This is a genomic window from Crossiella sp. NPDC003009, assembly GCF_053591555.1.
In genome coordinates this window covers 23,047-35,988 of the sequence record NZ_JBSFUA010000066.1, presented here as the reverse complement: position 1 = coordinate 35,988, position 12,942 = coordinate 23,047, and the positions used below count along the sequence as shown (strand labels likewise).

At 72.3% G+C, this 12,942-nt stretch carries 13 protein-coding genes; 3 read left to right on the top strand and 10 right to left on the bottom strand.

Features of this window, described 5'->3' with window-relative positions; translation table 11 throughout:
• Window positions 1-74 precede the first annotated feature (74 nt).
• Window positions 75-1,868, bottom strand: a complete 1,794-nt coding sequence (locus tag ACWDY5_RS38310; protein ID WP_449727039.1) for an ABC transporter ATP-binding protein — start codon at window positions 1,866-1,868, stop codon at window positions 75-77.
• Window positions 1,869-1,948: 80 nt separating this feature from the next.
• On the opposite strand from ACWDY5_RS38310, the gene ACWDY5_RS38305 reads away from it, so the two are divergent.
• Together ACWDY5_RS38305 and ACWDY5_RS38300 are read left to right on the top strand one after the other, a co-directional pair.
• Window positions 1,949-2,899: an SDR family NAD(P)-dependent oxidoreductase gene (locus ACWDY5_RS38305; RefSeq protein WP_449727038.1), complete on the top strand. Its 951-nt coding sequence runs from the start codon at window positions 1,949-1,951 to the stop codon at window positions 2,897-2,899.
• Between the two features lie 9 nt (window positions 2,900-2,908).
• Window positions 2,909-3,169: a phosphopantetheine-binding protein gene (locus tag ACWDY5_RS38300; protein WP_252481405.1), complete on the top strand. Its 261-nt coding sequence runs from the start codon at window positions 2,909-2,911 to the stop codon at window positions 3,167-3,169.
• Here ACWDY5_RS38300 and ACWDY5_RS38295 read toward each other — a convergent pair.
• The 3 genes from ACWDY5_RS38295 to ACWDY5_RS38285 are packed head-to-tail and all read right to left on the bottom strand — an operon-like array spanning window position 3,159 to window position 5,655.
• Entirely contained in the window at window positions 3,159-3,827 is a 669-nt protein-coding gene (locus ACWDY5_RS38295; protein ID WP_449727037.1) for an HAD family hydrolase, read from the bottom strand. The genes ACWDY5_RS38300 and ACWDY5_RS38295 overlap by 11 nt on opposite strands.
• The gene (locus ACWDY5_RS38290) at window positions 3,827-4,543 is read right to left on the bottom strand and encodes a hypothetical protein (RefSeq protein ID WP_449727036.1); all 717 of its coding nucleotides are present in this window, start codon (window positions 4,541-4,543) and stop codon (window positions 3,827-3,829) included. Before ACWDY5_RS38290 ends, ACWDY5_RS38295 begins: the two co-directional genes overlap by 1 nt.
• Window positions 4,540-5,655, bottom strand: coding sequence for a radical SAM protein (locus ACWDY5_RS38285; RefSeq protein WP_449727035.1), 1,116 nt, complete (start codon window positions 5,653-5,655; stop codon window positions 4,540-4,542). The genes ACWDY5_RS38290 and ACWDY5_RS38285 overlap by 4 nt, the downstream gene beginning before the upstream one ends.
• 77 nt (window positions 5,656-5,732) lie before the next feature.
• Here ACWDY5_RS38285 and ACWDY5_RS38280 point away from each other — a divergent pair, with 77 nt between their 5' ends.
• Window positions 5,733-6,782 carry an SAM-dependent methyltransferase gene (locus ACWDY5_RS38280; RefSeq protein WP_449727034.1) on the top strand — a complete coding sequence of 350 codons (1,050 nt, stop codon included), beginning with the start codon at window positions 5,733-5,735 and terminating at the stop codon, window positions 6,780-6,782.
• On the opposite strand, the gene ACWDY5_RS38275 is transcribed toward ACWDY5_RS38280, so the two are convergent.
• Genes ACWDY5_RS38275 through ACWDY5_RS38250 form a run of 6 tightly spaced genes read right to left on the bottom strand, consistent with a single transcriptional unit; the run spans window position 6,754 to window position 12,940 of the window.
• On the bottom strand, window positions 6,754-8,022 hold the full coding sequence (locus ACWDY5_RS38275) for a glycosyltransferase (protein WP_449727033.1): 1,269 nt from the start codon (window positions 8,020-8,022) through the stop codon (window positions 6,754-6,756). The genes ACWDY5_RS38280 and ACWDY5_RS38275 overlap by 29 nt on opposite strands.
• The gene (locus ACWDY5_RS38270; RefSeq protein ID WP_449727032.1) at window positions 8,015-8,392 is read right to left on the bottom strand and encodes a cupin domain-containing protein; all 378 of its coding nucleotides are present in this window, start codon (window positions 8,390-8,392) and stop codon (window positions 8,015-8,017) included. The genes ACWDY5_RS38275 and ACWDY5_RS38270 overlap by 8 nt, the downstream gene beginning before the upstream one ends.
• Before the next feature lie 4 nt (window positions 8,393-8,396).
• Window positions 8,397-9,146, bottom strand: coding sequence for an SDR family NAD(P)-dependent oxidoreductase (locus ACWDY5_RS38265; RefSeq protein ID WP_449727031.1), 750 nt, complete (start codon window positions 9,144-9,146; stop codon window positions 8,397-8,399).
• Window positions 9,143-10,831 (bottom strand): thiamine pyrophosphate-binding protein, encoded by a 1,689-nt coding sequence (locus ACWDY5_RS38260; protein ID WP_449727030.1) that lies wholly within the window; start codon window positions 10,829-10,831, stop codon window positions 9,143-9,145. Before ACWDY5_RS38260 ends, ACWDY5_RS38265 begins: the two co-directional genes overlap by 4 nt.
• Window positions 10,794-11,816 (bottom strand): glycosyltransferase family 2 protein, encoded by a 1,023-nt coding sequence (locus tag ACWDY5_RS38255; protein ID WP_449727029.1) that lies wholly within the window; start codon window positions 11,814-11,816, stop codon window positions 10,794-10,796. The genes ACWDY5_RS38260 and ACWDY5_RS38255 overlap by 38 nt, the downstream gene beginning before the upstream one ends.
• The gene (locus tag ACWDY5_RS38250) at window positions 11,813-12,940 is read right to left on the bottom strand and encodes a pyridoxal phosphate-dependent aminotransferase (RefSeq protein WP_449727028.1); all 1,128 of its coding nucleotides are present in this window, start codon (window positions 12,938-12,940) and stop codon (window positions 11,813-11,815) included. The genes ACWDY5_RS38255 and ACWDY5_RS38250 overlap by 4 nt, the downstream gene beginning before the upstream one ends.
• Window positions 12,941-12,942: the final 2 nt, after the last annotated feature.

Sequence of the window (12,942 nt, the reverse complement as noted above, 5' to 3'; positions counted from 1 at the left end):
ATTCTGCATACGTGATAGAGGTGTAAGTGATTGGATTTAAGTAGTGTGGTCTTCCGGTGCGCTCAGCACGGGGGTCAGGCCTCCGGCCCGGTGGGCTCCAGCACCGAGGCGGCGGCGAACTGGGTGGCCGCCAGCTGGCGGTACAGGTCGTCGTCGCTGATCAGCTCGCGGTGCGTGCCGCTGGCCCGCACCTTTCCGCCGTCCAGCACCAGGATCTGGCTCGCACTGGCCACAGTGGACAGACGATGCGCGATCACCAGCACCGTGGTGGTGCCCGCGATGTCGGCGACCACCTCGCGCAGCGCCGCCTCGTTCACCGAGTCCAGCTGCGAGGTCGCCTCGTCCAGCAACAGCAGCCGGGGGTAGCGCAGCAGCGCCCGCGCGATCGCGATGCGCTGCCGCTCGCCGCCGGAGAGCGTGGTGCCCCGGTGGCCGACCGCGGTGTCCAGGCCCTCCGGCAGCCGCCGCAGCAGGCTGTCCAGCCGGGTGCGCTCCAGCACCTGGCGGATCTGCTCGTCGGTGGCCTCCGGCGCGGCGAAGCGCAGGTTGTCCCGCAGCGTGCCGTGCAGCACCGGGGCGTCCTGCTCCACGTAGCCGATGGTGCGGCGCAGCTCGTGCAGCGGCCAGTCCCGGACATCCCTGCCGTCGATGGTCACCGAGCCGCGGTCGGCCTCGTAGAACCGTTCCAGCAGCGCGAACACCGTGGACTTGCCCGCGCCGGAGGACCCGACCAGCGCGGTCATGCTGCCGGCAGGCGCCAGGAAGCTCAGGTCGTTGTGCACCAACTCGGTGTCCTCGCGGTAGCGGAAGCTCACCCCGGCGAACTCCACCGTGGCCGCGCCCGGCTCACCCCGGGGGACCGCCGGGGTCACCGGCGCGGGCTCCTCCACCTTCAGCTGCTCGACGTCGCGGACCCGGTGCACCGCGGCCAGGCCCACCTGCAGCTGGGTGGCGCCTACGGTCAGCCAGTCGATTGGCCGGTTCAGGTAGTACAGGTAGAGCAGGAAGGCCACCAGCGAGCTGATCGGCAGGTCGCCGGAGAGCACCCGCGCGCCGCCCACGCCGAGCACGGCCAGGAAGGCCAGCTGGATGGCCAGGCCCGCGGTCATGGTGGCCACCGCGTGCCAGGCGGCCACGGTGTACCCGGCCCGCCGGGCGATGTCCACGTGCCCGGCGATCAGGCCGGTCTCCCGCGCCTCCGCGCCGCTGGCCTTGACCGTGCGGAAGGCGCCGAGGGTGCGCTCCAGGTCGGAGCCGATCTCGCCGAGCGCGGCCTGCGCCTGCCCGGTGGCCTTGCCGATGCGCGGCAGCACCAGCGCCTCGCACACCATCATCAGCAGCACCACGCCCGCGGTGACCAGCAGCAGCACCAGGTCCATGAAGACCATCACCACCAGCGCGCCGATCAGCAGCAGCACGCCGTTGACCGTGTTGGCCAGTGACTCCGCGGAGACCTGGCGCAGCAGGGTGGTGTCGGAGGTGACCCTGGCCATCAGGTCACCCGGCCGGTTCTGGTCCAGCTCGCGCACCCGCAGCCGCATGATCCGGCCGACCAGGGACACCCGGACGCCGCGCACCACGTTCTCCCCGGTGCGCTCCAGCAGGTAGGTGCCGCCCGCGTGCAGCGCGGCGGCGAGCACGAACAGCACGGCCATCAGCAGCACCGGCCCGGTCAGGTCGCCACCGGCGCTGAGGGTGTCCAGCACCTCCTTGGTCGCCAGCGGGGCGGCCAGGCCGAGGATGCCGCCGAGGAAGCTGACCACGCCGCCCGCGATGAGCGTCCCGCGGTACGGCCGGACATAGCCGAAAAGGGTGCGCAGGGCGGACAGCGGTTTCTCCGGCCCTGCCGCGGCTGGGGCTGAATGCACGTGAGTTCCTCTCCGGACGATCAGGATGAAGTGGGGAGTGGCGAACGGCCCCCCGCGGACACTACCGGCGCGGCGAACCGATGTCGGCTCAATTCGAAAACCGGCGGAGTGACAATCGGGGAAACTTGGAAATCAATGAACCGGCCTTGACATCGAGTCCGGTTGTGCAAGCCTGGATGGGCGAGAACGATTCCTGGGGGCATTGGGCTGACGACACTCCGCTCGTGGCTGTCCGGCACCCGCAGAACTTTGACTGGAGTGGCATCTGCATGTATCAGACTGCCCTGGTCACCGGTGCGTCCAGCGGTATTGGCGAAAGCTTCGCCCGAATACTCGCGGCACGCGGCGCTGACCTTGTCGTGGTGGCCCGCAGGACCGATCGGCTGGCCGCGCTGGCGAGTGAGCTGACTCACGAATTCAATATCCGGGTCGAGGTGCTCACCGCCGATCTCGGGCGGCCCGAGGGAATAGCCAAGGTGTGCGCCCGGCTGGCCGATCCGGCGAACCCGGTGGACCTGGTGGTCAACAACGCCGGCGCTCCCGGTGCCAGCGCGCCCCTGCACGAGTGCGAGGCCGAGGACGAGGAGCTGACCACGGTGGTCAACTCGGTGGCTCCGCTGCGGCTGATGCACGCGGTGCTGCCGGGCATGGTGGCCCGCGGCCGCGGGGGGATCGTGAACGTGGTCTCCAGCGCGGCGCTGCTGCCGTACTTCCTCACCAGCGCCAGCTACGGCGCCAGCAAGGCCTACCTGCTCTCGCTCAGCGAGGCGGTCGCGATGCAGGTCAAGCCGCACGGGGTACGGGTGACCGCGGTGCTGCCCGGCTACGTGCGCACTGAGATGACCGAGGACACCGAGGACGTGCCGAACTTCCTCTGGATCCCCAAGGAGAAGATCGTCGGCGACGCGCTCAAGGCGCTGGCCGCCGGCCGGTCGATGGTGGTGCCCGGCGCCTTCTACCGCGTGGTGGACGTGGTGTTCCGGTTGATGCCGCGCCCGCTGTCGCGGGTGCTGGCCAAGCTGTTGGTGTGAGGAAGGGTGATGGAGATGGTGTGGGACGCCCGGTTCGAGGCCCTGCTGCGTGACGCGCTGGACGGCCTGCCCGAGGACGCGCCGCTGACCGGGCAGGCCGAGCTGGCCGCGCTGGGCCTGAGCTCGATCAGGGCGATGGCCCTGCTGGTCGCGCTGGAACGCGAGTTCGACGTGGAGTTCGACGTCGAGGAGCTGGACGCGGACATGTTCACCAGCCCGGACAGCCTGTGGCACGCGCTGTCCGGGCTGATGAGCACTGCTAGTCACTGAGTCCACCCGCGGTGGCGGCCAGCGCGGATCCGTACAGCAGCTGGTCCGCCTCCGCCAGCGAGCCGAGCACCGCCTCCGCGCCGGGGAAGGCCGACCCCCTGGTCACCGGCCCCGGCACGGCCAGGCAGCGGATACCCGCGGCCACCGCGGCCAGCACGCCGACCAGCGAGTCCTCCAGCGCCACCGCCTCCGCAGGCGCCACCCCCAACCGGGCCAGCGCCTCCAGGTAGACCTCCGGGCTGGGTTTCGGCCGGGTCACCATGTCCCGGCAGACCACCACCTCCAGCGCCTCCCACAGTCCCAGCCTGCGCAGCTGCGGCTCCACCCAGGAGGACGGCGAGCTGGAGGCCACCGCCAGCCGCACCTGGCCGCGGCGGGCCATGATCGCGGCCACCCCCGGCATCGCGGGCATCCGCTGCACCGTGTCCCGGTGCCGCGGATGCACCCTGGCCAGCACCGCGGCCGGATCCGCCGTCCCGCCGGGCAGGCCGGCCAGCAGCGCCTCGCGCGCGCCGACCTGGCCGACCAGCTCCCGGTAGGCGTGCTCGTCCAGGCTCAGCCCGTGCCGGGCGTACTCGGCCCGCCAGGCCTCGCGCAGGCTGCTCTCGGTGTCCAGGATCAGCCCGTCGAAGTCCAGGATGATCACCTTCGGCAGCATCAGGCACCCGCCCGCGCATAGCCGGTGACCTGCTCGGACAACTCCGCCAGCGGGGCCGCCTCGGTGCCGAAGAACGGGGCGAGCAACGCGTGCTGGGAGAGGAACGGCTTGCCGCGCAACTGCCCGAAGAGCAGGTCGGTGAGGAAGATGACGGTGCCCTCCAGGATCGGCTCGTAGTCCAGGCTCAGCCAGGCGCCCAGCCCGATGCCGGTGCGTTCGCGCAGCTGGGCACTGGTCCGGGCGTTGGCGATGAGCAGCTCGGCGGAGAGCTCGGCGGGCTGGCCCCGCTCGGCGAGCACACCCAGCACCGCGGCCAGTGTGTGGCCGGACATGAGCACGTCGTCGAGCACCCTGACCCGCTCCGCGCGCAGACCGGTCAGCAGCTCGGCCTCGGGCACCACCGCCTGCGTGGTCTGGCCGCGCTCGTTGAGCACCCGCCGCGGCCGGACCGCGACCACCTGGCCGGGTTCGGTCCGCAGCGGGGCCAGCTCGTGCAGCAGCGCGGGCCGCGCGCCGACCAGCACGCAGGCCTGCCCGGCCGCCACCTCGCGCTGCCGCTCCCACCAGTCGCGGAAGTCGGTGAAGGAGACGTAGCCGGTGCGGGCGGGGTTGGTCAGGGCCAGCCGGTTCACCGCCGCCCGCACGTGCTCGTCCGCGGCCACCTCGGCGCTGAGGTGGCCGAACAGCGGCAGATCGTTGACCAGGTGCAGGATCACGAGGAGGCCCGCACCGGGGTGAGGTCCAGGCGCAGCCGCTCCAGCCTCGGCTCGAAGACGTCCTCGAAGTCGACGTTGCGGTGCTTGTAGCACTGGAAGCAGGCGCTGTACCTGGGGTCCTCGGTCTGGTGGCCGGAGGCGTGCCACTCGCGCAGGCTGCGCCACGGGTCGCCGTTCCAGATGCGGTGGAACTCGTCCTTGGTGATGTCGCCCATGCAGGAGAACTTCATCATCGGGCCGATCAGGTGGTCGCAGTAGCCGACGCTGCCGTCGTAGCCGACCGCGGCGTAGGACCACGGGTGGATGCAGAACGGCACCTCCTTCTTCAGCCCGACCGAGCGGCCGAAGGTGGTGCCCGCGTACAGCCGCACGCCCAGCTCACCGGCCCGCCTGCTGGCCCGGCCGACCCAGAGGTCCACCTCGTCCTCCATGCCGACCAGCGCCTTGGGGTCGCCGGGGCCGAGGGTGACCTCGTTGAGCACGATCTGCGGCACGCCGACCTCGGCGGCGTACTCGACCAACTCCACCAGGCTGTCCAGGGTGACCCGCTGCACGGTGGCCACCAGGCGCAGCGCCTCGGCCGAGCCGTGCCGATCGATCATCCCGGCCACCAGGCGGCGCAGGTTCTTGTCGATGACCTTCATGTTCGCCCCGGAGCGGGCCTGGTCGACCACCTCCTGGCGGACCGCGTCCAGCGAGATGTCGATCATCGCGTTGTTCTCCACCAGCAGGTCGAACAGGCGGGGCCGGTTCAGCGAGAGGTTGGTGACGATGCGGCAGCGCGCCTGGTAGCGGATGACCGATTCCAGGATTTCCTCGAAGTCCGGCGCGAGCAGGCTTTCCCCCCAGCCCCGGACGTCGACCATCTCGGCCGCCGGGAACAGCAGGTCCGCGGTCCGCCGGAAGATTTCCCGGTCCATCTCCTTCTCGGCATAGCGAATCGACCGGGAACGGCACATGGAGCATTTCAGGTTGCAACCCTGGGTGAGCTCGACCATCACGTACCGGGGCATGCTGTGGAGTTCGGCGCTGCCCAGCCGGATCTCCTCCAGGTTGAGCGCCGCGTTCTCCTTCTTCAGCGCCAGGTAGTCCACGACGGTGGTGTCCGACATTGTTCTCCTCGAATTCATGACTCAGGGCTGGCTGTCCCGGCCGGTTCTGTGCGGAACGGGCCGGATAGACTGCGCCCGTGACCGATCAGGATGGGGTGCAGCCGGAGTTGACGCGGATTTTGTTCTCGGCGTCGCAGGAATACTTCATGCCCGCCTCGCGCGGCCTGCGCGAGCTGGCGCCGGAGGGCAAGGTCGAGCGGCTCGGCCCCGATCTGGGCTGCCTGAGCACCACGGCCTCGCTGGCCGAGATCGCGCAGGCGGCCAGGGACAAGCCGGTGGTGTTCGTGCGGCACCTCACCGAGGAGCTGCGCCGCCTGCCCGCCGCCGAGGCCGGGCTGGACACGGTGGCCGCGGCGGCCCGCGAACTGCTGGCCGACCGGCTGGCGCCGGGCGCCGAGATCGCGGTGCAGGCCTGGGCCAGCGGGCAGCGGCCGGTGGCCTACGGCTCGCAGGAGCTCTACGCCGCGCTGGCCGAGGAGCTGACCGGGCTGGGCCACCAGGTGTGCCGCTCGGGCGCGCCGCTGGTGCTCTCCGCGGTGATCTCCGACGCGGACGTCTCCCTCGGCCTGGCCGCCCCCGAGCACGCGCTCAGCGACTGGGCCGGCGGCCGGGTGCGGCTGGCCAAGCCGAAGGGCCAGATCTCCCGCGCGGAGTTCAAGCTGGAGGAGCTGTTCAAGCTGGTCGACCTGCCGCTGCCCCAGGGCGGCGCGGCGGTGGACCTGGGCGCCAGCCCCGGCGGCTGGACCCGGATCCTGCGCGAGCGCGGCCTGGAGGTCTGGGCGGTCGACCCCGGCGACCTGGACCCGAGTCTGCTGGCCGACCCGCTGGTGCACCACGAGCGGACCACGGCCGGGCGGTTCTTCGAGCGCACCCGCACCCGGTTCGCCTTGGCGGTCAACGACATGCGGATGGACGCGGTGCTCTCCGCCGAGGTCATGCTGGACGCCGCCGAGCACCTGCTGCCCGGCGCGCTGTGTGTGGTCACCTTCAAGGTGGGCACCTACAAGCCCTACGACACCGTGCGCGTGGTGCTCGACCGGCTGCGCCGCCGGTACGAGATCGTGGAAGCGCGTCAACTTCAGCACAACCGGCACGAGATCACCGTGGTGGGGCGGAAACGAGGCTGAGCCCGCGCGGGCGCAGCGCTTCCCGGTAGACCGCCAGCTGGCGGGCGAGGAACTCCGACGGGGCGTTGGCATGGGCTTGCTCCGCGCTCGGGGTGATCAGGGGGATCCGGTTGGCCGGGTCGGCCAGCCGCCGGATGGCCGCGGCCAGGCCGGCCGGGTCGCCGGGCTCGACGATCAGGCCGGTCCGGCCGTGCCGCACGGTCTCCGGCAGCGCGCCGACGCTGGTGCCGATGACCGGCATGGCCGCGGCGAAGGCCTCGGCCGCGGCCAGGCAGTAGGTCTCGGTCCAGGTGCTGGGGCAGACCATCACGTCGGCCCGCCGGAACAGCTCCAGCCTGGCCTGGCCGCGCACCGGCCCGTGGTAGGTGAGCCGAGGGTCCAGCGCGGCCCGCTCGCGCACCAGGTCCGCCTTGACGCCCTCGCCGGCGATGTCCACCGCGATGTCCAGCTCCGGCACCCGGGCCAGCGCGTCCAGCAGCACCTCGACGCCCTTGTAGTGGTCCAGCCTGGCCACGAACAGGAACCGCGGCCGGGCGACGGGCGGTGCGGCCAGCCTGCGCGCGGCCAGCTCCCTCGGCGGCCCCCACTCGTGCGGCGCGGAGTTGGGCAGCACCGTGGCGGGCACCCCGGTGAAGTAGCCGCGCGAGGTGTAGGCGTTGAGCGCGAAGGCCGAGGGCGCGCACACGTGGTCCACCCCGGCGCTGATCCGCTTGTGCCGCTTGGTGATCGGCGCGATCACCCGGGGCGGCCGGGAGTAGATCTTGTGCGGCAGGTCGGGCAGGAACGGGTCGAAGTCCCACAGCGAGAACAGCTCGTGCGTGGTCTGCACCACCGCGAGGCCGGGATGTGCGGTGAGCACCCGCAGCGCGCTCGGGGTGAGCGTGCGCAGCATCTGCACGTGGCACAGCTGCGGCCGGAACCGGGCCAGCACCGCGGCCACCCGGCGGGCGATCCACGGGTTCTGCATGGCCAGCAACTGGTTCAGCATGCGCACCGGCGCGCGGCCGGCCGGCCCGGTCAGCCGTGGCGGGCGGATACGGAAGACGGTGACGCCCTCGTGCCGTTCCACCGCGTCGGACTCGCCGAGGCAGAGCACACCCACGGTGCGCCCGTCCTCGTGCAGCTGCCGGGCCAGCCGTTCGGTGAAGGACTGCGTGCCGCCGACGGTGCCGTCCTGGTAGTTGCCGTTGACCAGCAACACCCTGGACGGCCCGTCGGGGACGCGCGCCGCCTCAGTCACCGGCGGACACCGCGGCCCCCGGCAGGCTGAACCGGTAGTCCCAGGTGAGGATCTTCCGGTCGGTCTCCAGCAGCGCGGCAGGCCAGTGCCAGTGCCGCAGCACGAGTTCGCCGTCCACCGCGGAGAGGAAGGCGTGCTCGCACCGGGCGCTGAGGATCAGCAGGTCGCCCGCCTTGACCGCGCGCTCGTCACCGTCCAGCGAGATGAACCCGCTGCCCTCCTGCACGAAGGTCAGCTGCCCCATCACCTCGTGCACCACCAGCGGGTGCGGGCTGTCCCTGGTGAGCACCTGGGGCGGCTCACCCAGCTCGTCGAACATCTCGCGCAGCGAGGGCCACATCGGCTCTTCGATCGAAACCACCTGGTACATAGGCTTATCCCATCTCCAAAGTTCCGCACACGTTGAAGGCCTGGCCGGTCACTGGGCGGTCGTGCCCCTCGGCCAGCCAGCACACGACCTCGGCGACCTCGTCCGCGCTGAGCAGCCGGGACAGGCCGGTGGCCTTGGCCATCCGCTGCTGGTAGTCGGCGAGCTCCAGGCCGTGCAGCCGGGAGAGCTGGGCGCGGCCGGTCTCGGCTAGCTCGGTGTGCGCCGCGCCGGGGCACACCGCGTTGACCCGGATGCCGTCGGCGACCACCTCGGCGGCCAGGCTCTGGGTGAAGTTGAGCAGCCCGGCCTTGGCCGAGCCGTAGCCGTGCAGGTAGGCCACGCCCCGCCGCCCCGCGGTGGAGGCGACGTTGACCACCACCCCCCGCCCGGCCGCCCGCATGCCGGGCAACACGGTGGCGCACAACAGCATTGGCGCGATCAGGTTGAGCGTGAGGTCGGCCCGCAGCGTCTCGGCACTCAGCTCCTCGGCCGGGCAGGGCAGGCCGCCACCGGCGTTGTTGATCAGCACCTCGGCGTGCGTGTCCCGCTCGCCGAGGTAGGCCAGCACCGCCGCCCGCGCCGCCGCGACACCGTCCTCTGTAGACAGGTCGCAGGGCAGGAAGTCGGCGTCCTGCTTGGCCTGTGGCGCGGAGCGGCCCAGCACCAGCACCCGCCGCCCGGCGGCGAGAAGCCGGGTGAGCACGGCCGCGCCGATGCCGGTGGAGCCGCCGGTGAGGATGGTGACCGGGCTCATGCCACGTCCTCGATCCAGTTCCGCAGGCAGGCGGGCACCTCGTCGGGGTGGCACTCGATCTCCACGCCGACCGTGCCCGGGGTGGCGAAGGCCTCGCGCAGCACCGGGTCCACGTCCTCGGGGCGGCTGATCCGGAAGGAGCGCACGCCCATCGCGGACATCCACTGGGTGAAGTCGATCCGGGGCAGGCCGGTGCCGATCAGGTCGCCGTCGAAGTCCAGCTTCTGCCCCAGCCGGACCCGGCCGTGCGAGCGGTTGTTGAACACCAGCGCGACCAGGTTCGCCCCGTGCTCGGCGGCCACGGACAGCTCGGTGCCGTGCATCAGCATCGAGCCGTCCCCGGTGACCAGCACGGTGCGCCCGACCTGGCCGGAGAGCGCGAGGCCGACCGAGGCGCCGATGGCCCAGCCCATCGCGCCGAGCCCGACGTTGAGCCGCAGCCCGCCCGCGACTGGTGGCCGGTGCAGGGACAGCGTGTCCAGCCAGTGGTTCCCGGCATCCGGCACCACCACCGCCTCCGGTGGCAGGTACTCGCCGATCCGGCTGAGCACCCCGGACATGGACACGGTGTCGGCGTACGGCAGCTCCTGCGCCGCCGCGGCCCGCGCCCAGCGTGCCCGGAACTCGGCGAGCCGTTGCGGCACAACGGGTTCCCGCGTGGCCGGGACGGCGTCCAGCGCGGCGCGCAGCTCCGGCAGCAGGGTGCGCAGGTCCGCCTGCACCGCGACATCCGGCTGGTGCCGCAGGAAGAGCTGGTCGGGGTCCACGTCCACCCGCACCGTGCGGGCCTTGGCCAGCAGCCCGGCCAGCGGGGCGGCGTAGAAGGCGGACAGGCTGGCGCCCAGGATCAGCACCAGGTCCGGGTCGTAACCGGTGACGAAGGGCAGCAGGTCCGAGCGCTGCCCGGGGCCGAGGTGGCCGAGGGAGTGCGCGCTGGCCGGGGACACCGCGGCGACCGCCTTGGTGGAGGAGAGCACCGGCGCGTCCAGCCGCCGGGCCAGCAGCTCGACCTCGGGCCCGACCCCGGCCAGCTCCGCGCCCCAGCCGAGCAGCACCAGCGGGCGGGCGGCCGCGGCCAGCTCCTCGGCCAGCCGGGCCACCCCGTCCTGGGCCTGCCCGCGGAAGGCGCTGGTCACCGCCAGCGGGGGCGCGCTCGCGGCCCGCTCCGGCAGTGCGGCGGCCTGCAGGTCGATCGGGATGCTCAGGTGCACCGGACCCCGGCGGCCGGAGAGGGCCAGCGAGATCGCGGTGTCGATCAGGAAGTCCGCGTTGGCCGCGTCCACGATCTCCAGTGACGCCTTGGTGATCGGGCGGAACAGCTCGGTCGGCGCGACGCTGCGGTCCAGCGAGTAGGACTCCAGGAACGCGCCCCGGCCCAGGCTCGCGGTGGGCGCCTGGCCGGTGACCACCAGCAGCGGGATGGAGTCGCGGTAGGCGCTGGCCACCCCCGGCACGCAGTTCACCAGGCCGGGGCCGATGGTGGCCAGCACCACGCCCAGGTTGCCGGTGGCCCGGCTCCAGCCGTCGGCCATGAACACCGCGCCGGTCTCGTGCCGGGACAGGATGATGTCCGGCTTGCCCTTGAAGGTCTGCCAGATCGGCATCACGAACGAACCGGGCACGCCGAAGGCACGCGCGACGCCGGCCTCAGCGAGCCGCCGGTAGAGGTAGGAGTTGAGTTCCATGGCCACCCCTTTCCTGTGTGGTGGTGCGCGTGTCCAGCCGGGCCAGCTCGGTGCTGATGCCCTGGTAGCGGCCGAACCGGGTGATCTCGTGGTAGACCTCCCGGCCACGGGCGATGAGCTCGCGCGCCCGGCCGAGGCTGGGGCCGCGGCGCAGCATGGTCAGTTGGCGTTCGATCCAGGCCGCCTCGCGCAGCAGCCGGTCGATGTCGAAGACCGGCGGGAAGGCCAGCACTCCGTCCAGGGTGTCGCGCACGCCCAGCGGCAGGGTGTCCTCCAGGTCGGGGTGCCGCCGCACGAAGTGCACGGCCGAGCGGCCCAGCTGCTGCGCGCGGGCGTGCACCGCGGTGGGCCCGAGCTGCTTGTGGTGGGCCACCTTGGCCCCGCCCAGGTGGAACGGGATGCTCGCCTTCTCCGCGCGCCAGGCGAACTCCACGTCCTCGTAGCCGTAGTGGGTGAAGCCCTCGTCGAACCCGCCCAGCGCCAGGAACTCCTCGCGGGACATTGCGAAGGAGCAGGAGACGAAGTCCCGGAAGGACAGCCCGGTGCGCGCCCTGGCCCGGTAGGTGGTGCGGAAGTAGGCGGGCACGTCGTAGAGGTGGGTGGCCAGGCTGACCTTGGTGCGGGCCGGGAAGACCACGTCGGCCATCACCACGCCCGGCCGCTCGCCGTCGCTGAGCGCGGCCACGGTGTTCGGGCCGGGGTCGATGTCGGAGTCCAGGAACAGCAGCCGGGGCGCGGCGGCCAGCGCGGCCCCGACGTTGCGCGCCTTGGCCTGCGCGCCGTCGGCGACGTACTCGTAGCGCACCGGGAACGGCCACTCGCGCTGGCGCAGCCACCGGTAGTTGAGCCTGCGGCCGTTCTCCACCACCACGACCTCGAACTCCGGCGCGCCGGTCTGCTCGCCCAGCGCGCCGAGCAGCCTGGCCAGGTCGTGGCGGCGGGCGTAGACCGGCACCACCACCGAGCAGGCGGGGCGGGCGCTCACGGCTTGCCCAGTTCGGTCGCGATCTCGGTCAGCGCCGCCACGAGCTGGTCCAGCTCCTCCTCGGTGCCGACGGAAACCCTGATGTGGCGCGGGAAACCCATGTCCGCGCAGGGCCGCACCAGCACGCTGCGCTGTTGCAGCTCCTGGCTGACCAGCAGCGCGTCCCAGTCCAGCTCGCAGTGCAGGAAGTTGGTCACGGTGGCCTGCGCGCGGATCCACGGCAGGTCCTCGATGGCGGTCAGGAAGTGCGCCATCGCGGCCCTGGTGCGTGCGCGCACGGTGTCGGCGAAGGCGGTGTCGCCCAGGCTGGCCTCGGCCGCGGCCAGTGCGTAGCGGTTGACGTTGTAGACGGTGACGTGCTTGACCCTGCGCAGCCGGTCGGCCAGTCCAGGCGAGGCCAGCGCGTAGCCGCAGCGCAGCCCGGCCAGGCCGTGCAGCTTGGAGAAGGTGCGCAGCACGATCACCGGCGCGCCCTTGCGCACGTGCTCGGCGGCGCTGCGGGCCTGGTCCGGTTCGGCGAAGTCCATGTAGGCCTCGTCCAGCACCAGCAGCGAGCCGCCGCGTTCGGCGGCCTCCACCAGCACGGCCACCTCCTCGGCGGTGAGCACGGTGCCGGTCGGGTTGTGCGGGTTGCACAGGAACGCGGTGATCGGCCTGCCGCGCAGCGCGGCGGCCACCGCGGGCACGTCGATCCGGTTGCCGCGCAACGGAACGGTCAGCCGCCGCGCGCCGACGGAGTCCACCGCGGACCAGTGGCCGGGGTAGGTGTTGCCGGTGACCATGCCGATCGCGTCGCCGGTGAGGAAGGTGACCGCGCAGAACAGCAGCAGCTCGTCGACCCCGTTGCCCACCACCACCTGCTCGGGCCGCAGCCCGTAGGTCTCGGCCACCCGGCCGGCCAGCGTGGCCGCGGTGGCGTCGGGGTAGCGGTGCGCCCGGCCGGCCTCGGCGGCGATCGCGGCCACCGCGGCGGGGGAGGGGCCGTGGATGCTCTCGTTCTGCGCCAGGCGGATCACCCCGGGCAGGTCGAAGGTCTGGCTGCCGGGGGTGAACGGCGGCAGCGCAGAGCGTTCGAGCATGGCGGTCGAGCCCGGTGCGGGCAGCTGCTGGTCGGTGCTGGTCATCG